The 20675-nt window shown below is 53.6% G+C and carries 17 protein-coding genes and 1 pseudogene; 7 read left to right on the top strand and 11 right to left on the bottom strand.

The genetic code is table 11. From position 1 onward, the window contains the following. Positions 1–22: 22 nt before the first annotated feature. Positions 23–1129 (bottom strand): AraC family transcriptional regulator, encoded by a 1107-nt coding sequence (locus HMPREF1207_RS08560; protein ID WP_009671305.1) that lies wholly within the window; start codon positions 1127–1129, stop codon positions 23–25. Positions 1130–1273: 144 nt separating this feature from the next. On the opposite strand from HMPREF1207_RS08560, the gene HMPREF1207_RS08565 reads away from it, so the two are divergent. After that, positions 1274–2428 (top strand): Gfo/Idh/MocA family protein, encoded by a 1155-nt coding sequence (locus HMPREF1207_RS08565; RefSeq protein WP_009671315.1) that lies wholly within the window; start codon positions 1274–1276, stop codon positions 2426–2428. A 48-nt stretch (positions 2429–2476) separates the two neighbouring features. Here the strand turns inward: HMPREF1207_RS08565 and HMPREF1207_RS08570 are convergent, their stop codons facing one another. Beyond that, a complete protein-coding gene (locus tag HMPREF1207_RS08570; RefSeq protein WP_009671272.1) occupies positions 2477–2938 on the bottom strand; it encodes a GNAT family N-acetyltransferase in 462 nt (153 codons plus the stop codon). A 201-nt stretch (positions 2939–3139) separates the two neighbouring features. Here HMPREF1207_RS08570 and HMPREF1207_RS08575 point away from each other — a divergent pair, with 201 nt between their 5' ends. From HMPREF1207_RS08575 to HMPREF1207_RS08590, 4 genes are all read left to right on the top strand, one after another. Beyond that, complete coding sequence (locus tag HMPREF1207_RS08575) at positions 3140–4102, top strand: acetylxylan esterase (RefSeq protein WP_009671295.1); 963 nt, start codon at positions 3140–3142, stop codon at positions 4100–4102. A 498-nt stretch (positions 4103–4600) separates the two neighbouring features. Continuing rightward, positions 4601–5308 (top strand): GntR family transcriptional regulator, encoded by a 708-nt coding sequence (locus HMPREF1207_RS08580; RefSeq protein WP_009671275.1) that lies wholly within the window; start codon positions 4601–4603, stop codon positions 5306–5308. A 163-nt stretch (positions 5309–5471) separates the two neighbouring features. Further along, entirely contained in the window at positions 5472–6509 is a 1038-nt protein-coding gene (uxuA, locus tag HMPREF1207_RS08585) for a mannonate dehydratase (RefSeq protein ID WP_016423588.1), read from the top strand. Positions 6510–6621: 112 nt separating this feature from the next. Further along, entirely contained in the window at positions 6622–7413 is a 792-nt protein-coding gene (locus HMPREF1207_RS08590; protein ID WP_009671279.1) for an SDR family oxidoreductase, read from the top strand. Between the two features lie 121 nt (positions 7414–7534). Here the strand turns inward: HMPREF1207_RS08590 and HMPREF1207_RS08595 are convergent, their stop codons facing one another. Further along, positions 7535–8074, bottom strand: coding sequence for an STM3941 family protein (locus HMPREF1207_RS08595; protein ID WP_009671281.1), 540 nt, complete (start codon positions 8072–8074; stop codon positions 7535–7537). 74 nt (positions 8075–8148) lie between these two features. Next, positions 8149–10125 carry a tetratricopeptide repeat protein gene (locus tag HMPREF1207_RS08600; protein ID WP_016423589.1) on the bottom strand — a complete coding sequence of 659 codons (1977 nt, stop codon included), beginning with the start codon at positions 10123–10125 and terminating at the stop codon, positions 8149–8151. Positions 10126–11010: 885 nt separating this feature from the next. Between HMPREF1207_RS08600 and HMPREF1207_RS28655 the strand changes: the two are divergent. Next, positions 11011–12168: pseudogene (locus HMPREF1207_RS28655) on the top strand (serine/threonine protein kinase); the annotation flags it as partial. Between the two features lie 394 nt (positions 12169–12562). Here HMPREF1207_RS28655 and HMPREF1207_RS08615 read toward each other — a convergent pair. Both HMPREF1207_RS08615 and HMPREF1207_RS08620 read right to left on the bottom strand, forming a co-directional pair. Then, positions 12563–12853 (bottom strand): hypothetical protein, encoded by a 291-nt coding sequence (locus HMPREF1207_RS08615; protein WP_231392027.1) that lies wholly within the window; start codon positions 12851–12853, stop codon positions 12563–12565. Positions 12854–13051: 198 nt separating this feature from the next. Then, positions 13052–13465, bottom strand: coding sequence for a MerR family transcriptional regulator (locus HMPREF1207_RS08620; RefSeq protein WP_036739596.1), 414 nt, complete (start codon positions 13463–13465; stop codon positions 13052–13054). Positions 13466–13559: 94 nt separating this feature from the next. On the opposite strand from HMPREF1207_RS08620, the gene HMPREF1207_RS08625 reads away from it, so the two are divergent. Next, complete coding sequence (locus HMPREF1207_RS08625) at positions 13560–14414, top strand: SDR family oxidoreductase (RefSeq protein ID WP_009675116.1); 855 nt, start codon at positions 13560–13562, stop codon at positions 14412–14414. 948 nt (positions 14415–15362) lie between these two features. Here HMPREF1207_RS08625 and HMPREF1207_RS08630 read toward each other — a convergent pair. The 5 genes from HMPREF1207_RS08630 to HMPREF1207_RS08645 form a co-directional block, all read right to left on the bottom strand. After that, positions 15363–17636, bottom strand: coding sequence for a chemotaxis protein CheA (locus tag HMPREF1207_RS08630; protein ID WP_009675088.1), 2274 nt, complete (start codon positions 17634–17636; stop codon positions 15363–15365). Positions 17637–17648: 12 nt separating this feature from the next. Then, positions 17649–18077, bottom strand: coding sequence for a chemotaxis protein CheW (locus tag HMPREF1207_RS08635; protein WP_016423592.1), 429 nt, complete (start codon positions 18075–18077; stop codon positions 17649–17651). A gap of 88 nt (positions 18078–18165) precedes the next feature. Further along, positions 18166–19770: a methyl-accepting chemotaxis protein gene (locus HMPREF1207_RS08640; RefSeq protein WP_009675120.1), complete on the bottom strand. Its 1605-nt coding sequence runs from the start codon at positions 19768–19770 to the stop codon at positions 18166–18168. After that, positions 19767–19943 (bottom strand): hypothetical protein, encoded by a 177-nt coding sequence (locus tag HMPREF1207_RS29750; RefSeq protein WP_009675115.1) that lies wholly within the window; start codon positions 19941–19943, stop codon positions 19767–19769. Before HMPREF1207_RS29750 ends, HMPREF1207_RS08640 begins: the two co-directional genes overlap by 4 nt. A 43-nt stretch (positions 19944–19986) precedes the next feature. Then, positions 19987–20451: a chemotaxis protein CheX gene (locus HMPREF1207_RS08645; RefSeq protein ID WP_009675094.1), complete on the bottom strand. Its 465-nt coding sequence runs from the start codon at positions 20449–20451 to the stop codon at positions 19987–19989. Positions 20452–20675: the final 224 nt, after the last annotated feature.

Below are 20675 nucleotides of genomic sequence, written 5' to 3' on the forward strand. Positions count from 1 at the left end.
CCCTGCTGTGTTTGTATCGTTTTTACGTCCGGCCGTCCCCCGTCCCCATTCTCGCTTTCACGGAGCGTGCATACTCGGACGGACTCATGCCGGACGCTTTCTTGAACGTTTTGGAAAAATGATGCACGCTCCCGAATCCGAGCCGGCCGGCGATTTCCGTAAAATTGCACGCCTCTTCCCGTATCAGGAGCTTGGCCTGTCCGATCTTGATCCGGCTCCAATATTTCATAATGGTTGTGCCGGTCTGCGCTTTGAAGCTCTCTTTGAGCAGCGTTTTTCCGATATGAAAATGACGCGAAATTTCATCCAGCGTGACGGGAGATTCCACATTCGCTTCCATAAACGCAATTACTTTGGCCGCCAGCTCCTCCTGATTCTTCTGTCTTGCCGGAGATGACAGCTGGGCGGGAGAGGCTTTCTCGTCAAACGGCGCTTGACGCAGCAGCCGGATCAGAAACGCTTCCAGATAGCAGCGCAGCAGCTGCTCGGAACCGGGCAGAGCCCTCTCTCTTCGCTTCAGCGGATACTCGAACGGAAATTCGAACGCGTTCTCCCCTTCTTGGACAATCCGGGCCAGCAGATCCCTCTCTTCGTCCTCCAGCCTCAGCACCCCGCCCGCAAAAGCTCTCATGGCCGGAGAATCGCAGTCAAAGGTCAGCACGATCACATTAGGCGCCCTGCCGGGAGCGGCCCGGAAGCTGTGAAATTCGTTCGGCTCGTGGAAGATAGCCATGCCCTGCTTGAGGACATGCCCGGCGTCGTCCGTCACGACCTCGATCTCTCCCTTGTCCACGTACAGAAACTCCCAGAAGTTATGCCGCTCTCCCCGGAACACGTAGTCCTTCCCATGCTCGAAATAATACATCGTGATGATGCTGCCGATCCGGATCACCTGCTCCAAGTACGTCCTCTGCATCCGGTTAAGCCGGGCTTCCCGGGTTTCTCCACTTGCCGGAACTTCTTGAAGTTCCAAGGTACTGGCTTCTTGGGCTTCTTGGGCTTGCTTCTCCTGATCTTCGCTCTCCTGCTCCAGGTTTTCGCTTGTTCCATGGTCCCCCTGCTTTTCCAGGGCTTCCTGAACTTCCCGGGCACCAGGCTTTTCGCACGGCTCCTTCTTTTTCTCCTCCACTCTCTCGCCTCCCTTACCGTTCTCAACTAAAAAGGGACAAAAAATCCGGCCCTTCGGACAAAGAAAAAGAAGGCTTCCCTTTTTATACTGAACGTAATGGATTTTATTCCTTTACCAAATGCGATTCAGAAAAGAGGAGCTTCTATGAACCTGGGAATAATCGGCTACGGCGACCGCATCAGCCACGTTGCGTCGGAGATCATGAAGGAGGACCCGGACTGCAAAATAACCGCCATCACGGATATCCGCCTGGGGGAACTTCGGGAACAGTTCCGTGAAAAAGGACGGGAGGATATCTCCTTCTACGCATCCGCCGACGAGATGCTGGGTAACGAACGGCTGGACGGCGTTCTGATCGGAACGCGCTGCTCCCTGCATACGCCCATGGCGCTCAAGGTGCTTTCTCGCCATCTGCCGCTGTATCTGGAAAAGCCTGTCGCGACAACGATGGAGGATCTGCTCCGGTTGAAACAGGGCTACGAGGCGTCTCGTTCGCCGGTCGTGGTATCGTTTCCCCTGCGGGTCACGTCAATCGTCAATTTCGTCCGGGAAATCATCGACTCCGGTAAAATCGGCACCGTCGAGCACGTGCAGGCCGTAAATAACGTGCCGTACGGAGCGGTGTATTACCAGAACTGGTATCGGGACGAAGCCGAAACAGGCGGACTTTTCCTCCAGAAGGCGACACATGACTTCGACTATATCAATTCGGTTCTCCGCCTCGCTCCGACGGATGTGGCCGCCATGACGTCCAAGCAGATTTTCAAAGGGACGAAACCTGCGGGCCTGAAATGCGCCGACTGCGAAGAGAAGCGGACCTGCCCGGACAGCACGGCGTTCCCCTCCAAGGATATCCCGGAGACGTGGGAATACTGCTTATACGCCGAAGATACCGGCAACGAGGATTCCGGCAGCGCGCTGATCCGCTACGAATCGGGCATGCATGTGTCGTATTCGCAAAATTTCTTCGCCCGCCGGGCGGCCGCTTCCAGAGGAGCGCGCTTCCTCGGGTACAAAGGTACCGTCGAGTTCGACTTCTACACGAGCCAGGTGAAAGTGTTCATGCACCACACACCCCGTGTGGAGACTTACGAGATCGGGGCGGGCGACAACCATTTCGGCGGCGACTCCGCCCTTGCGGCCAATTTCGCCGGGCTGATGCGGGGCGCCGCTTCACCGGTCGCTACGATGGACGACGGCCTGTTAAGTGCCTTGATGTGCGTCCAAGCCCGTGAATCCGCAGCATCCGGCACGTTCCGGCCTATCCGGTACGACACGCCGGAGATATGCGCGCCTTAACCGGCCGCTTGAAGCAGCCTGTCCATCACGGACGGGCTGCTGTCCGTTTTACTCGATCTCGTACACGAGCCAGTCCGTAGAGACATGCCCGCCCATTTTGTTGTACAACGACTGGGCGGCCGTATTATCTTTGGCCGTTTCCCACGTCATGTAGGCAAAGCCCTGCTCCCGGATATAGGACAGACACGAGCGGAACAACCGCTCTCCGACTTTATGTCCGCGGGCCGAAGCATCGACGAAAAGATCGTTCAGCACGGCCGTCCTTTTGACTTGAAGCGTGCTGAACGAAAAATACAGCGTCGCGAAGCCGACGAGCGTACCGTCTCTTTCCGCTACAAACTGCAGACCGGCAGACGGATTCTCCCGGAGATGATCAATGAGCTTGTCCAGCTCGCGCTCATCCGGACGGGGCCTTTTATAAAAATCGACGATATACTGGATCATGAGATCGTGAAGCTCGCGGGTATCTTCCGCCGTTGCGGGTCTGATGCTGACCGAATCCGTAGTCATGGCAGGCGTTCTCCTTCATAGCGCAGATATAGGATTTATGCTTTTCTATCATTTTAGTTACGACAGACTCCGGTTACAACCTTATTTTACAAATCCGTCTGCTTCTTCCTACCCTTCCGCACACAAAAACATCGTGTGTTTTCCACTTGGCGAGTTTATAATAAATGGAATAAAACTTCAAAATTACTGGAGGATTAGGAAATGAATGCCGTCGAGAAAAGAATTCATACTCTTCATCAGTACAAGCCCGCGCTGACGCTGGACCCGTCCGCAGCCGATCATTTCTGGGACAAGAAGCTGGACCTTTTCAAAAGCAAGCCCCTCAACGCCCATGTCGAGCGGAGAGACTCGCTCATGAACGGAGTCGATACGTATCACGTTACCTACGAAGGGTTTGACGAAACCCCTATCCACGGCTGGTTTCTCGTCCCCTCTTTTCTGCAAAAGAAGAGCTACCCCTGTCTCGTTATGTTCCCGGGGTATACGGCCGACAAAGGCCTGCCGGAACGGTATGCGGCTTGGCTGCTTCAAGGTTTTGCCGTTTTTGCCGTCGATGTGAGGGGCCAAGGAGGCGAAACCGGCAACCGGCTCGACTACGACGGAGGGACCAGCACCGGCTGGATGACGCAGAACATCCTCGACAAGGACCGCTGCTATTACATGGCGGTTACGCTGGATGCGTACAAAGCGGTCGAGTGGGCCGCCGGACGCCCGGAAGTGCGGACGTCCAAAATCGCGGTAGTGGGCGGCAGCCAAGGCGGCGGCCTCTCGCTGATCACGGGCGCGCTTCACGAGAAAGTGTCGCTGATCGTCGCGGACATCCCGAACATGTGCCACATGGATTTCGGCGTGCTGAACTCGGTCGGTTCCCTGAAGGAAGCCGCCGATTTTATCAAGCGGAACCCGGACCGGCTGGAACCGGTATTCGAAACGCTCGCGCATTTCGATATGATGAACCTGGCCCACCGCATCCGCGTGCCTGTCCGGATGACCGTCGGGCTCAAGGATATGGTGTGCTGGCCGGAGTCCATCTTCGCCGCTTACAACCGGATCGAAGGGGATAAGCACATCGACGTGCATCCTTTCTCCGGCCATGAAGTCAGCGAGCGGCAGCAGCAGGAGCACAGGAGATATCTGGCCGAGTGGGCCCGCGAGGCGCAGTAGAGCCGCACCGCGAGCCCGTCCCTGGAAGCAGGCCCTCACGTTATCCGTCGGCAGAGCATGCGGACGGATAGCGGAGGACCTGCTTTTTGGGGTGGCGGATGCAGGATGGGGCGAGCTCCGGGGCAGGTCAGATGCAGCCGGTCCGATCCCGCCAAGCGGTGCAGACACGCGGCAGTTCCGCTTCAGGCCCTGGTGCCGGGCTGCGGGAGCGCCAGGCTTGAGCGCCGCCATGCCTTGCAGGAACGCTAGCTCGTGATTCGCGCGCCGGAAGGCTGGCCCTGAACATGTGGTTCCCGGCCGATCATAGATCGGCAGGCGAACCGAACCGCTTCCTGCCTGCAGGCCGATCCCCGCAATCGGTGATAGCCTTCTCTTTACCAGTGGCTTGATCGAGTAATCAGTAACCTTCCAGCATCTGGATCGTTTTTCATTGACGCGTATACGTGTATACACGTATACTCATTTTAATCCGACTCTCATATAAAGGAGGTGAGTTCTATGGCGTCTACCCCGCAAATCCCCCTCATTACGAGCGGCAAGTCGCTGGGCGAACAAGCGTATGAAGCCTTGCGGGACTCCATCATCACGTTAAAGCTGGAGCCCGGGCAACCGATTTTCGAAAGTGAAATCGCGGATACGTTCCAGATCAGCCGGACTCCGATCCGCGACGCGTTCCAGCTTCTTGTAACGGAGCATCTGATCGAGGTGCTGCCCCAAAGGCATAAGAAGATCGCCCGCATTTCGGAATCCAAAGTGAAAGAAAGCAGCTTTGTGCGGCTCAGCCTCGAAAGCAGCGCCTTCAAGCTGGCGGCCGGAAGCTGGGACAGTTCCGAGAAGTTCGTGCAAGCGGAGAGACAGATCAGCCGTATTCTCCGGGAGCAGAGCGAGGCGGCGGAGCATCAGGATGTGATTCAGTTCCTGCAGTTGGACGAGGCTTTTCACAAGTGCATCCTGGAGCTGACCGGCAACGCAACCCTGCTGGAAGTGGTTTACCATATGCGGGGCCATCTGAACCGTCTCAGATACCTGGCCATGAAAGAACTGGTGCTGACCCGGAAACTGGTCGAAGAGCACCTGGAGCTGTTCGACAGCCTGAAAAAGCGAGACGAAACGCGTACCGTTCAGCTGCTGGAACAGCATCTCGGCAGCCTGGATCATGAGATTCCGCAGCTCCGGGAGCAGTTTCCCCACTATTTCACCGATTGAAGACGCAAGCGGCGGGATTCGGGATGCCTTACCTCCTGAGCATGCAAGAGCAGGCGCTCACATTCCGTATACAGCATGCAGCGTCGGCAGGATAAAGCGGGAGATTCCCGCAGCACCGAGCACCGGGGCCCCGGCCTCGAAACTTATTGGGAGGATGATCACCTTGAAGATGACCTTTCGCTGGTTCGGCGAGAACGATCCCGTAACCTTAACGAACATCCGTCAAATCCCCGGCGTGACCGGAATCGTATCGGCTATCTACGATGTTCCCGTCGGAGAAGCATGGCCGCTCGACAAAATTACCCGCTTGAAGCAGACGATCGAAGATCACGGTCTCCGCCTGGACGTAATTGAAAGCGTACCCATTCACGAGGACATTAAGCTCGGCCTTCCTTCTCGCCAAGCCTATATCGACAACTACAAAACAACGCTGCGCAACCTGGCCAAAGCCGGCATCGATACCGTCTGCTACAATTTTATGCCGATCTTCGACTGGACCCGCACCTCACTCAACTATGAGCTGGAAGACGGCTCCAACGCCCTCATCTACGAGGAAGAAATCGCGCAGAAAATGAATCCGCTTACAGGCGAACTGAAACTTCCCGGCTGGGATACGAGCTATACGGACGACCAGCTCAAGACCCTTTTCGACCATTATAAAAATGTCGACGAAGAGAAGCTCTGGTCGAACCTCGCTTATTTCATCCGGGAAATCATGCCGGTCGCCGACGAAGAAGGCATCAAAATGGCCATTCACCCGGACGACCCGCCGTGGCCGATCTTCGGACTTCCCCGTATCATTACGAACCGGGAGAACCTCGACCGTTTCCTTGGGCTCTACGACAGCCGGAATCACGGCCTGTGCATGTGCAGCGGTTCGCTGGGCGCCCATAAAGACAACGATTTCCCGGCCATGCTCCGTCATTTCGGGCACCAGAAGCGCATCCACTTCGTCCATGCCCGCAACATCAAGCGGATCGGGGACAAAAGCTTCTGCGAGACTTCCCATCTCTCCGAGCACGGGTCCGTCGACATGGTGGAAGTAATGAAGGCTCTCAAGAAAGTCGGCTTCGAGGGTCCTCTGCGGCCCGATCACGGCCGCATGATCTGGGGCGAAACGGGAAAGCCCGGCTACGGGCTTTACGACCGCGCCCTCGGCATCGTCTACCTGAACGGCATCCGCGAGGCCCTGAACCATTAACTGGTTCACTCCGCCCGGCGTGAGGGTAATTCCTTAAAGAATTTATCTCGTTCTACTATCCCGTTCGGATCTACGAACAGGCGGAACTCACGCTGAAAAGGAGGGCATACACATGCCGGATAAACGTTTGGAAGGTAAAGTGGCCGTCGTCTCGGGCGGCGGCTCCGGAATCGGCAAAGCTTCGGCCATCCGTTTGGCCCAGCAGGGGGCTAAGGTCGTCATGCTGGACCGCACCCCCGATAACGCGGAGAAAACGAAAAAAACCATCGAAAGCGCCGGCGGAGAGGCTCTTGTGATCGAGTGCGACATTTCCAAACCGGAGATGATCGAACAGGGGTTCAGAGAGGCGGCCAGCCGGTTCGGCGGCATCGATATCGTGTTCGCCAATGCGGGCATCAACGGAACCAAAGCTCCGATCGAAACGCTGCAAATCGACGAATGGGAGCAGACGATTCACATCAATCTGCGCGGAACGTTCGCTACCGTCAAATACGCGATTCCTCATCTGAAAGAAAAGGGCGGGAGCATCATTATCACGAGTTCCATTAACGGCAACCGCGTCTTTTCCAATATCGGTTTTTCTACTTATGCCACGACTAAGGCCGGTCAGGTAGCCTTTATGAAAATGGCGGCCCTGGAGCTTGCCCGGTACAAAATCCGGGTAAACGCCATCTGTCCGGGCGCAATCGACACGAATATCGACGATAACACGTATCCGACCGAAGATTTGAAGGAAGTTCAAATTCCGGTCGAATTCCCGGAAGGCGATCATCCGCTCAAGGGTGCGCCGGGAAAGCCCGAGCAGGTGGCCGATCTCGTGCTCTTCCTTGCTTCCGACGAGTCCTCCCATGTCACGGGGACGGAAATCTACGTCGACGGCGCAGAGTCGCTCCTGCGCGGCTGATCGGACAAAGGGCGCTCTCCATTTTCGGTGGAGAGCGCCCTTTCGGCGTTTGCAGGGCGTACGGCGCGCCTGCCTGCCGTCGTCCGTGCCCTATGTATTGTCACGGGTGCGGCCGGTCTTTTCAGGCACTGGCGCGGTCGCGTTCCCATTTTTCCATCATCAGCCCGTACAGCTCCTCCAAAGGCATCTTCACGGCGGTCTGCGTAATGTTGACCGTAGCTTGCACCAGCCCCTGATTCGCTTTCATAAGCGTTTTCTTGAACCCGCTCTGCCGGGCCAGGTACGTTTCCGTGTCGTGAAGACGGATGCCGATAAACCGCTGGCCCATATAGTCGTACAGCATAATCTCCTCGATATCCGCCCATCTCAGCTCGCCCCCGCCGATAGCCGACGAATGGTCCACAATCCCCTCATCGTTCACGATAAGAGAAGGCTTCCGGTTAAAGAGCCGGTAAACCAGATACACCAGACACGCCCCGAAAAAGACGACGCTGACTGCCCCGATCCCTACAAGCCCCAGGGAACGTTCCTCCTCCGACTGCCCCGCTCCTATAAAGACGACGCCCAGAACAACAAAAACGAGTGCGGCCAAAACAAGCCCGATCGTTTTTTTGGTACTCGGATAAATGATCAAATCATTAGGCTGATGAACCGGCTGCAAAAACAATCCCCCCTAATTTTTTCCTCTATCCGTTATATAACAAGCCTCACGCAAGTTGAAACACACAGACACATTTAAGACAGATACACGTGTCCCTGATACAGCTCGGTAATGCGCCGTGCCGCTCCTTCCAATACCGTTTCGTTCAGCCCGTCTAGCTCCTCCAGATGTTCGAGTCTTTCTTCCAGCGAAAGCTCCGGGAACGTGAACAGGCTCCAGTTAGCCAGATTCTCGATTGCCTCCCGGAAATCCAGCCGTCCGTAATCCAGATAAGCCTTGTAAATATAACAGGCGCCGTAGGACGGGTCCAGGGCCAAAGCCTGGTCGAAAGCGTTGCGTGCCGCATCCTCTTCCCCCTCCAGCTTGAAACAGACGATACCCAGATTGAAAAAAGCCGAAGGACTGTCGGGATGAAGTCTCGAAAACTGGCTGGCGAGGTTGCGCGATTCGGCGTACTCTTTTTTCAAGTACAGCACATTGCCCCGCAGACTGATCAGATCCGTATAGGAGGCATCCTTATCGTAGCCGACGATGCAGTCCAGCTCCGCTTTCTCCAGCTCGCGCAGAGTGAGGTAGCATTTCGCCCGGCTCTCGTAATAGGCCGCATGCTCCGGCTGAATGTCGATCGCTTTCGTAAACGAAGCGATGGCCATGTCAAGATGGCCCATCTCCTCCAGCACCCGGCCCATCGCATGATGGTAGCCGGCGCCTTCGGAAATGCCGGGCTCCAGCTCTGCCGCATGGTGCAGATCCATCAAGGCCTCGTCAAAGCGGGAGTCCATGAAATAAGCATAGCTGCGCTTCATGCGGAAATCCGCCCGGTCCTGCATCGCGATCGCTCGGCCGTAAGCGGACGCCGCCTGCCCGTAGGCGCCGGTCTCTTCCAGAATCAAACCCCGCTGCTGCTCGTTAAGAGGATCGTCGTCCTCCAGTTCCAGCAGGCGCTTGTTGAATTCCAGCGCTTTCTCGGTCTGGCCCAGATCCAGGTAAGCGTCCGCCAGCCAGTAGCAGACGATCGGATTTCCGGAATCCTGCTCGTAGAGCTTGTGAAGAAGGGGGACCGCTTCGGAATCCCGGTTCTGCGCCCGGTAGAGAAGGACTCTTTCCATCCACAGCACGCGCTCTTCCACGTCCCGCCCTTTCTCCAGAACATCCAGTTCGCGCTCCGCGTCCTCCCAGCGCCCCGAACTGCGGTAGACCGCCACACGCTGCAGATGCAAACCGTCGTTGTCCGGGTAGGCTTCAAGAGCGCGGTTGATTTCTTCCAAAGCTTCCCCGTACCGTTTCAGCCCGGCGTAAAGACCCGCCAGATCCTTGCGGAATCCGCAGGTGCGCTCCGCCTCTTCCATGAAAATCCGGAAAGCTCCCGCGCCGTAGCCGGTCCGGGTGAGCACAAGCCGCTGCCCCTTATCCGATATGTATTCCCATTCGATCACCTGATCGACGGCTTTGCGCATAGAAGCGGCGGCTTCTTCCAGCCGGCCCAGATTCTCCAGCGTTTTTCCAAGCCTGTAATGGAAAATGGGAATGTCCCGGTCGGGATACGACAGCACTTTACGGAACGTTTCCTCCGCCCGCCCGTAATCTTCCATCCGCCAGTAGCACATACCCAGCTCGTAGTAGCTCGATACGACGGAATCTTCGGACTCGCGCTTGACGCATTCCTCCAGATCGGCGGCCGCCGCCTCGTAATTGTGAAAATCCTTGTGCCATATTCCCCTCGTATACCAGTACATATAAGGTTCGGGATTGAGCCGGATGGCCTCGTCCAGATCCCGCATGGCCTCATCTTCCCGGCCGATTTCCTGCAAAATATGCGCACGCCGCTCATGGGCCTGATCCGAACTCACCCTCCCGATAATATCTCCCAGGAGAGACAGCGCGTGTTCCGTACGCCCGCACTCGTGGTAAACCTCCGCGACTCGAATCTTTTCGGCGGTGTCCAGCTTGCCGTAATCGGCTTTTTCGTAATACTCAAGCGCTTTCGCGAAATTTCCTTCTTTTATGTACTGTCTGCCTTTTTTTATATAATAGCCGTTAAAAAGCTTCACGGTCTTCCCTCCCTCTGTTCTGTTCATCCGGCAGTAAGTAAGTATACCTGAATTCGTTAAATGAAACACGGTTTCATACGGCATCTGTCCCGGCACGTTTCAAAATCCCCGGCAGCCCCCGATGCAGGAAAAGAACGTCAAAGGAACCTGCCTTCGTACGCTCTTCCGGTACAGCTATCCTTTTATTATACAAATTTTTACTCGGGGGAGATATACGTTTTTATAGGGGGACGATAAAAGGAAACACAAATAGCCCTTCAACCGGCAGGCTGCCGGTAAAGGACTATTGAAAAAGAAGGACCGGGAGAAAACGAGGATCTAGTGCGGACAGCATATGTGTATACGAGAAATGACTACAGTTACAATAATCACGGATGTCGTGGGTAGAAATTGAACAGTCCCATTTCGCCGCATTAAAGCCGATCTCCTTGACCGAAACGGAATGAATCCTGCGGATCATTCAGGCAGCACAGCAGATAAGCAACGTAAGCCATAATTCCTGAAGCAAGGAAGTCTTTGCATGAGCCCTTACCGAACATGACTACCCTATTGAAAGCATTACTGCGATTACTAACACCATGAAGCCAGCACCTATATATACAGGAACCTTCTTTTCGATAAGTCCCGTTTTAAATGATAAGTAATCTATACCACCCAATATTATTGCGATTAATGCGATTTTCAAAATGTCATTTAATGACAACTGGTTAACTATTAGGAAAACAACGATGAACAAAATAAAATTTAGCGGGTATCTAATACTCAATTTGGCCTTCTCCTTTATTCATATAGGACCATTATATACTAAAATATAGTTAAAATGCCTAGAGATTGTAAAATCACTAGGCTAAATTTAATTCTTAGTAAGATAAGGGTAAGGTTGTTCACAGAGATCTTAAACCAGAGAATATCCTGCTTTATAATGGACAATGGTGTATATCCGATTTTGGGATAGCACGATATGCAGAAGCTTCGACTGTAGCAGACACTCATAAGTTCTCTTGGACGGGTGGCTATAACGCACCGGAAAGTTGGCAATATTACCGTGCTACTACAGCCTCGGATATGTATTCGTTGGGCGTTATTGGTTTTGAACTAGTCACAGGTCGACGACCGTTTCCCGGTATTGATCCTAGGCAAGAACATCTAACGCAGAATCCTCCTCAGTTGACTGGTTGCCCGCCGCTTTTAACAGCTTTAGTAGCTCAGTGTCTGATGAAGGCTCCAGAAGTACGGCCGTTAGCCGAAAACTTCTTGGCTCGCCTTGCTCCAATCCTTCGCCCATCATCTGGAGGTGCTTCACTTCTACAGTCAGCTAATTTAGCTCAGTCTCAACAATTAGCCAGTGAAATGGCAGCACGGTCAGCAACTGAAGATGAGGATCGGCGAAAAAGAGAGATTATAAAATCCGCAAGTCAAATTTTTTCTATGGTTCTCAACCAATTAGAACAATCAATCCGTGATAATGCTCCGAACGCAACGATAGAACAAATAAGGAACAAGTCGATCGTTGGGACGACACGGAAAGTCCATATCCTTGATAATAGTGGGGACTACTCACATGGTTTGTCCGCCAAATTAGGTCCTTCCACACTAACAGTTCAACCTGTTGAAGAGACCAATAACAACAATTGGGGGCATTTCAAGCCAGCCTTTCAGGTGCTGGCACATGCTTCAATTGAAGTTCGAATTCCACCAAACCGCTATCAATACGAGGGAAGAGGGCATTCAGTCTGGTATTGCGACGCTGAAGAAGAAGGGGTATTTCATTGGTACGAAACCGCATATATGTTTACGCCAATATTCAATGGGACAGGGCTCCAAAATCCATTTTCCCTCTCACCCGGTGTAGAGTCCGGAAAAGCTCTTAGTCGAGCATTAACGGAATTTCAAGTGGCTTGGCCATTCATTCGAATTGAAATTGGCAATGAAAATGAATTTCTTGATAGGTGGATGACTTGGTTCGCACAGGGAGCAGTGAACCAATTGTCTTCCCCTTCATCCATGCCAGAAAGAAACACAAGCGGAACGTGGCGTCAGTAATAAAGTAAAGTTGGTCCAACCGGGTGTTTTATGTATTGAGGTGTTGTCTGACGACTAGAACCTCTATACACTACCGTGGGTCAAAAGTACTCCGAATATTAAGCTATAACGGAAAACGTTAGTTGAATAACAACAGAGGCAGACTAAGACTTTATTTATCAAGTCATAATCCGCCGCTGCTTCTTTTAATGGATCAGTCTAAAACTTATTTTTTAAAAGCTGACGATTCTTCAATTCAAAAACTACGATAAATTTACGACTCCAGTCTAATGTAGTGTAATGCTTATGAAAATTTAAATGAGCCCATCACCTTAATTTGGATGCTGTTTATTCCCAAATTTTATTGGCAATGGGCTAACTTTGTTTTATTAAAAGCAGTGTAAGGTACTGTAGCTTATAAGACATCATCATCAGCTAGCTCATCTGCCTGGCGTTCATAATCTTCTAAATTAGCTGGGAGCTTTAATCTTACTTTATCGCTATCAAGGTTTACTCCCATTTTGCTCGCATGTTTGAACGGATCATACGATTCGTTGTTTTTAAGACATGAGTATAGAACTTGTGCAATCTTACCGCATACGTGTCCTATTGCTTTTCTCTTCGCCATTCCTCGATCAACTAATCGCTTATAGTAAACGCGGAAACTATTTTCACTTATTTTTGGGGATATTAACAACAAAGTCATTAAGAATAGAACTCTGCGAGTATCTCTAACACCCTCGTATGTCTGCCTACTTTTAAAAACAGATGTGCCCGAGATTTTATTCTCCGCGGCTACACCAAGGTACTTTTTAAAAAAATTTCCGAGTCGCCGAACGAAATCGCTTGTATGCGTTCCTGTTTCAGTTGTTCCGCATGGACTAATGGGAAGCTACAATGCAGCTCAATCGGATGAGCTGGCATACCAAGTCATTTGCATCTCTTGAGCTTTTTGCGGATCGTTCATGAGTAGAGTCTTGTACTCCAGCATCTTGTTAAGGGAGTCCAGCATTTGGTCGTATTCTTCCTTCTTGCTTTCGATCTCCTTTTTCTTGCCGCGAATCCAATCTATAATCTGCAGATTGGTGCTCATATTGGTGTCGCATTCCTGCAAAGCTTCCTTCAGTTCGGCCAGCGAACAGCCGATGGACTGGAAATTCTTGATGAGCCTCAACCGCTCGACAGCCTCTTCCGAATAGTTACGGTAATTGTTGCTTTCTCGCCGGACATGCCGATCATCCAGCAAGCCTTCCTTTTCATAAAAGCGGATCGTATGGATCGTTAATCCCATCTTGTCCGCCAGTTCCTGAATTTTCATCATCATTTCTCCTTTGGGCCGCTTGCCCTAGAGTTCACTTCATAGTTTATGTTTAACATGATCAAGCAGTCAACCTATGAAGGAGGATATCATTATGCATGTTTTTGTTACAGGAGCAACAGGGTACGTCGGTTCCGCGGTCGTCCGGGAACTGATCGGCGCGGGACATACAGTGTCGGGTCTTTGCCGTTCTGAAGAGAAAGCCGCGGGATTAAAGGCGGCGGGGGCCGAAGCGCTGTACGGCACACTGGACGATCTCGATACTCTGCGCAGCGCCGCTGCTGCTGCGGACGGCGTGATTCATCTAGCGTTCACTAGCGATTTTTCCGACTTGACGGATGCGCTGGCTCTGGATTTGCGGGCCGTTGAAGTCATGGGAGCTGCGCTCGAAGGTTCCGGAAAGCCGTTCATTACCACGGGTCACACGGCTCACGCAGATGGACAAACCGTGGATCATGCAGTGCTCGCAATGGCAGAGCGGGGTATTCGGGCATCCATCGTCACGCTTTCACCGTCCGTGCACGGCGAAGGCGATAGGGCCTTTGTGCCGAAGCTGATCAACATCGCCCGGGCGAAGGGCTTCGCCGCCTACATCGGCGACGGAACGAACCGCTGGCCGGCGGTTCACCTCCTGGATGCGGCGGTTCTGTACCGACTGGCGCTGGAATCCGCCCCGGCCGGCTCACGGCTGTTTGGCGTCGGCGATGTAGGCATTCCGTTCCGCGAGATCGCCGCGGTCATCGGGCGGCAATTGAACGTGCCGACGGTCAGCATCACACCTGCAGAAGCTGCCGCCCATTTCGGCTTTCTTGGCCCCATTGCGGCATTCGACATCACAGGCTTGTCTAACACTGCGCAAGCGAGTCTGGCAACACGGGAGCTTCTGGGCTGGAAACCGATACAGCCCGGATTGATCGCCGATCTCGAAAAAGGGCATTATTTTGCATAAAAAAGGAGGGCGTACCAAAAGCCTTAAATGGCTGCTTGGGACATCCCCTTATAATTACTTCGACTTTAACTAATAGTATCTGGCTGGACTACATTCTGTATCATCAGTCAACAATTTCAATGAAATTGAAACGTATCTGGAAGTAGTACAATGAAGATAGCGTTCTGTTTACTGGAGATATGTTTTTCCCGGATGGTGAAACAGGCAATATTGCTTCTACACGGTTTAGGATATAATCCAGAAAAATTAGGCAATATTTTTTCTAATTTTCGGAAGCTCCCTCTTTCGCCTACGATTATAGTTGTTAAAACATAAGGAAATAGCTTAAATAAAGTGAGGACTATATTAGAAATAACTCTAATATAATCCTCACTTTTCTTTTGAAAGCAAGTACTCAAATAATATCCATGGACGAATAGTTTTAGGTAACTTTAATAACAACATGAACATTTAAACTATCCTGCCCGTTAGTTCAATAAAAAGGACGCTCCCGCGCCTTCGCTTGGGCTACGTCCTTCTCATTATACTCCATCTCCAATTACTAATTAAAGAACGTATGCGGGTAGCATGTAGTTCTTAAACAGGGGACTTATCTTAACCTAAGCATTAAGAAAACACTTTATTTTCACTGAACACCTTCAACTCATCCTTCAATGGCCAAGCTTTCCGATCGATACGAACTCGTCTAGACAGGCCACGCCCGCAGGCAGCCGGGTACCCGTAGCTCAGTCAGTTCACCCTTCAGTATCCAGAATTAGCTGTAAGGGCGGACCATTCCCGAGAGCAAATAACTTCACACAAAACCTTCTGTACAACTCAAGGAATACGAAAATACCGGATACTATCACCATGCTAAAACATCCTACGTCTAAACCGGAAAGTTCCGCAACGCCTCCTGCAAAGCTACATCCACCACCGAACCAAAAAGGCAGGCCCCAAAACACTTAATCAGGGCAACAAACTTTGGCCGCCTATCCTGCCGATGATGGAGGCGATCTCCAGGATAAGGGCCACGTTTCCGTCGCCCAGAATGGTCGCCCCGGCGATGCCGTCGACTTTTCCGATAAAAGGCCCCAGCGACTTGATGACGATCTCCTGATTGCCGATCAGTTCGTCGACCACCAGAGCGAGCCGTTTCTCGGCCGATCCCACGATAACGAGCGGAATGTGGCTGCCCGGATACGCCGTGTACGGGATCTGGAGGTAATCGTGAAGCCGGGCAACCGGAATGACCTGATTGCGCAGCACGATGACCGACTGTCCCTGAATGCTGCGAATCTCATCCGGGTTCACGCGGACGATCTCCGCGATGTTGCTCATCGGGACGATGAAGGTCCGCCCGCCGAGTTTGACCTGAAGGCCCACGATAATGGCCAGTGTCAGGGGAAGCTTGATTTTGAAGCAGGTTCCTTGTCCGAGGCGGGTTTCGATGTCGATCAGCCCGTTCAGCTTCTCAATGTGGCTGCGGACGATATCCATTCCGACACCTCTGCCGGACACGTCGCTTACTGTGCTTGCGGTTGAAAAACCCGGGCGGAAAATAAGCTCCACGGCTTCCCGCTCGCTCAGCAGTCCGGCTTCTTCCCGGGTGATGATCCCCTTCTCCAGCGCGGAGCGGATCATCCGGGCGGGATCGATTCCCGCTCCGTCGTCCTGCACGTAGATGACGACCTGGTTGTCTTCATGGGCGGCCCGGATCGTGAGGACGCCTCCGGCGTTTTTGCCGGACAGCGTCCGGACCTCCGGCTTCTCGATCCCGTGATCCACCGCGTTGCGGATCAAATGTATTAGCGGGTCGGCGATCTCCTCGATGAGCGTCCGGTCCAGCTCGGTATCCTTTCCTTCGAGGACGAGCTCGATCTCCTTGCCCAGCATGCGGGAAAGATCCCGGATCATGCGGGGAAAGCGGTTGAAGAGCTGTTCGATCGGCAGCATTCGCGTCTTCATGACGCTTTCCTGCAGATCGCCGATTATCCGCGACAGATGGTCGGCAATGTCGCCCAGCTCGTCGACGGTCTCGTCGGCGAAACGCCGCCGCTGCGTCCGCTCCACCTGATGAATGCGTGTCTGGTCGATTACGAGTTCTCCGACCAGATTCATCAGGTGCTCCAGTCGCTCGACGCTCACACGGATCGTCGGAGACTTGGCCTTCGCCGGAGCGGAAGCATCCTCGGCCGACGGCCGGGAGGCCGGTGCCGTGGCGTGCGGCGGCGCGTCTGCGGCGGCTGGGCCGCCTGCTGCGCCCGCCGGAGCCGCTGCGCTGCGCGCCGGGCCTGCCGTGTTCACTGCGGCGACTCCGCTGTCTCCCACGCCCGCAGTGCTGCGCGCCAGGCCCGCGGATTCCTCTGCGGACATGACGCCGCCTGCTCGGCCCCCGGCGTCTGCTGCATCCGCCGCGTTCACTGCGGCCGCCGCGCTGTTTCCGGCGCCCGCCGCATCGCGCTCTGCGGCCCCGGCTCCGCTTACCGCCGCTTCCTCTTGCGCAAGCGGCTCCACCACGGCCCGCTCGACCTCCATGAGGCCGTCCGCGAACACCTGCAGTTCCTCCCGGGACTGATTTCCCGCATACAAGAAAAGCAGGTCCCCGGGGCCCTCCTCGTCCAAACCTTCCGGTTCCGGATCGGCCAGAAGCACGTCGCCGTGCTCATTCAGCGCCGAATGGATAACGTACGCCCGGGCTCCGCGGATCAGGCATTCGGAAGCAATCCGGATGTCCACCCAGAACAGCTTTTGGCCGAGCTCCATCCGCTCCTGCACCCTTAACCCCAAATCGAGCGAAAGCGACGGTTTACCACGATGGGCGGGCATTTCCTCCGCATCCGGCCTATCTCCGTCCAGGCCCGGATCTTCACTGCCGAAGCTCCTCAGCGCCCGGACACAGTCCGAAATATCTGCGGAAGACGGCTCCCCGCCCACGATGTCGCGCTTAAGCTGCTTAAGAATATCCAGCGCGGTAAACAGAAGATCGATCAAAGCGCCGGACACGGCAAGCTGCCCGCTTCTAACCCGGTCCAGCAAATGTTCCATCTCGTGGGTTAACTGCTTCATCTCCTCGAAGCCCATCGCCGCCGACGATCCTTTGATCGTATGAGCGGCCCGGAACAGACTTTGAATGACGGTCCCGGACTCACCGGACTGCTCCAGCTTCAGAATCTCCCCGTCCATGACCTGAAGCTGTTCTTCCAGCTCCTCCAGAAAGATTTCCCTGTACTCGGACAACATACCCGTCAACTCCTATTCGTGAAGCAGAACTTCGTCCAGTTTCAATATCCCGGCCAGGCCGCTGTCCGCAAGCCCGATTCCCGTAAAAAATCCGCCCTGCACACCGCCCACCCGTTCCGGAGGAGGCTGAATGTCCGTGAAGGTCGTCACTTTGCTCACATAATCCACCATAATCCCGACGGTATCCTCCAGATGATGAACCACGACAATGCGTGACGTCTTCGTCGGCTCCGCTTCTTCCATTCCGAACAAGGTCCGAAGGGAGATGACCGGGACGATCCGCCCCCTCAGATTGATCACCCCTTTGACATAGGGCTTTACATTAGGGATGGCCGTAACGGCCTGCATTTTAATAATCTCGTGAATATCGTAAATCCGGATGGCGTACTGCTCCCGATCGATGCCGAACGCCACATATTGCTCCTGTCCATTTCCCTGCATAAAAAGGTCCTCCCTGCCGTTCATACGGAATCCGGCTCCCGCCGTTAAAAGAATAACCCCAATCAGGCTGACTGGGGTCCCTGCCTCGTTAGGCGGATTTGCTGATTTTGAACACCGCTACCGTCCGGTTAAGCTCTTCCGCCAATCCGGCGAGCGACTGGGCCGTCGAGGCCGTCTCTTCGCTGCTTGCCGCCGACTGCTCGGTTACGGCGGAGATGCTCTCGATCGACGACATAACCTCGGAGGACTGCGCCGCCTGCTGCTCGCTTGCCGCGGCAATCTCCATCACCTTGTTGGCCGACTCGTTCACCATGCCGATAATGTTATGGAACGATTCGCCCGTCTGGCGGGACAGGACCACACCGTCGCCGACCGCCTTGACGCTCTGGCGCGTATTCTCCTGCATGCCCTTGATAATCGCGGTAATCTGCTTCGTCGCTTCCCCGCTCCGTTCGGCGAGCTTGCGGACTTCATCCGCGACGACCGCGAACCCGCGTCCCTGGTCCCCCGCGCGCGCCGCTTCGATGGCCGCATTCAAGGCAAGCAGATTGGTCTGCTCGGCGATATCGTCAATCACTTCGATAATCTCTCCGATTTTGTTGGAATCCTCTTCGAGTCTGGACACCTGTTCATTGACCTGGTTCATGCTCTCGATGGACGAATTCACGATCTTGCCGCCCTGCTGGGCGATATCCAGCGCGTCCGAAGATACCTCAGAGGCTTGTTCGGCGCTGGTCGCGACCGATGTAATCGCGGTGGACAGCTCCTTGAACAGCTCATGGATGGTTTGCGCGGCGCCCGCTTGACTGACACTTCCGCTGGCAATTTCCTGCGTGCTCGCCGAAATCTGCTCGGCTGCCGCGGACACGCTCTCAGCCGACGTCAGAATACCGCCCACGGTGCTTCGCAGGCTGTAAACCATTTCGTTCACGGATTTGGCCAGCTGCCCGATTTCGTCGCGGGTGTCGATGTCCGTGACTTCGGTCAAATCGCCTGCGGATACTTTACCGACCAGACCGACCACCCGGTTAAGCGGCCGGGAAATGATCCGCGCGATAGCATACCCCAATCCGATGGAGATCAGGAAAGCCGCGATCATCACCCCGAAGGTCACGTTGCTGGAACTTTTGTACAAAGCGGCGCCTTCGGCATTGCGTTCTTCCGCCAGCTTCACGTTAATCTCGAACATGTCGTCGAAAACCTTCAACAGCTCGTCGCCCTTGGTTTTGAAGACGCCGTCCGCGATCAGGCCTTTAAACGCCTCCCGGTCGTTGCCATAGCCAATTTTAACGGCTTCCTCCAGCTGCTTCTGGTAGCTCTCCCATACGGGATGATAAGCCTTAAGCAGATCTTTTTCACCCTGAGTGACCTCTGTTTTCTCGTAGGTCCCGATCTTGTCTCCGATTTTTTTCACGTTCTCGTCGATTTTCTTCTTGTACTCGTCTTTCTGGGCCGGAGTTTCCGCCAAATCGTTCATATCCCTAAGATCCGTTCGTATCAGCTGATAATAGTAGGAAGCATCCGAAACGAGACGAATCGGAACCAGGTTATCCTCATACATGCTGCTCAGGCTGTTGTTAAGTTTGCTCATATTAACGAGTCCGAAAAAACCCGTAAATACAAGCAGAATCGCGATGAACACGAATGCCGAAACCAGCTTTGCGGAGGTTTTCAGATTGCGGTACCATTTCATTGTCCGTACCTCCTGCCTTTGCGCCCTTCAATGACTCGGAGCTCGGCCTCCAGATCGTGCAGAATGTCGTCTATTTCTTCGCTCGTCAATTCTCCCTCATTTCGTTCCGGATTGTAATCGGTTCTTCTTCTGGAATTGTCCCACAGCGCTCGTATAACTCTCGTTTTTTCCATGTGTTCCCCCACCTTTAATTTTCGATTAATCGTGTATGTTTCCTTAAGCGGCTTCGGTTTTCTGCAGAAGAAGGATCATCTGGATGGTTCCGACTTCCTGGAGGGAAACCGCTATTGAAATCCCCTTCTCGAATCCGTAAAGCTGCATTTGACCTACCATGACCGTGGGCGGGGTAATATCGATTTTGTGCCCTTTCTGATAAATGATGGCCGATGTATTTCCGGCAATCATATTCGCCATTTCTCCCACAAAACTATGGAGCATTTCACCCTCAAGAGGCATGCCAAACATGGATTGTCCCAGTTTACCGAACGTTTGCATATCTCCTTCGATCACCAGTCTCCCTTCGACATCGCCAACAATCCCGATCAACACCCCGATCTCGCCCTGGATGACCGCATTTTGCAGCATACTGGGCGGCTTTGTGTCGATAGGGATGGGAAAAACCTGACTCATCGATGCGATGGTGCTGTTCAGTAAATCTTTAACTCCGTTTGGATTCTGCACTTCAATCAACCATCCTTTATGTGTATAAAATGATCTCAGCCCGGGACCTTCGCTGTGAAACGCCCGCGGTTAGAGGCAGGCATTTACCCGCAAATTCGCATTCTCCTTTTCGAAAGCGTTAAAAATTTGAGCAATCCGGCATAGGTTAAAAGACCTAGAAGATGTTTTAATCATAAACCGCAAAAGAGCGGTGGTAACCGAAAAAACTTTGCGGGAACCCGCAA

This window comes from Paenibacillus sp. HGH0039, from assembly GCF_000411255.1.
Taxonomy (GTDB): Bacteria; Bacillota; Bacilli; order Paenibacillales; family NBRC-103111; genus Paenibacillus_F.

Coding starts and splice junctions, on each gene's coding strand:
- HMPREF1207_RS08630 (WP_009675088.1), bottom strand. CDS start 17,636: ATGTTGTCCGAGTACAGGGAAATCTTTCTGGAGGAGCTGGAAGAACAG.
- HMPREF1207_RS08565 (WP_009671315.1), top strand. CDS start 1,274: ATGAACCTGGGAATAATCGGCTACGGCGACCGCATCAGCCACGTTGCG.
- HMPREF1207_RS08580 (WP_009671275.1), top strand. CDS start 4,601: ATGGCGTCTACCCCGCAAATCCCCCTCATTACGAGCGGCAAGTCGCTG.
- HMPREF1207_RS08620 (WP_036739596.1), bottom strand. CDS start 13,465: ATGAAAATTCAGGAACTGGCGGACAAGATGGGATTAACGATCCATACG.
- HMPREF1207_RS08615 (WP_231392027.1), bottom strand. CDS start 12,853: ATGACTTTGTTGTTAATATCCCCAAAAATAAGTGAAAATAGTTTCCGC.
- HMPREF1207_RS08590 (WP_009671279.1), top strand. CDS start 6,622: ATGCCGGATAAACGTTTGGAAGGTAAAGTGGCCGTCGTCTCGGGCGGC.
- HMPREF1207_RS08570 (WP_009671272.1), bottom strand. CDS start 2,938: ATGACTACGGATTCGGTCAGCATCAGACCCGCAACGGCGGAAGATACC.
- HMPREF1207_RS08575 (WP_009671295.1), top strand. CDS start 3,140: ATGAATGCCGTCGAGAAAAGAATTCATACTCTTCATCAGTACAAGCCC.
- HMPREF1207_RS29750 (WP_009675115.1), bottom strand. CDS start 19,943: ATGGAAAAAACGAGAGTTATACGAGCGCTGTGGGACAATTCCAGAAGA.
- HMPREF1207_RS08635 (WP_016423592.1), bottom strand. CDS start 18,077: ATGCAGGGAAATGGACAGGAGCAATATGTGGCGTTCGGCATCGATCGG.
- HMPREF1207_RS08625 (WP_009675116.1), top strand. CDS start 13,560: ATGCATGTTTTTGTTACAGGAGCAACAGGGTACGTCGGTTCCGCGGTC.
- HMPREF1207_RS08640 (WP_009675120.1), bottom strand. CDS start 19,770: ATGAAATGGTACCGCAATCTGAAAACCTCCGCAAAGCTGGTTTCGGCA.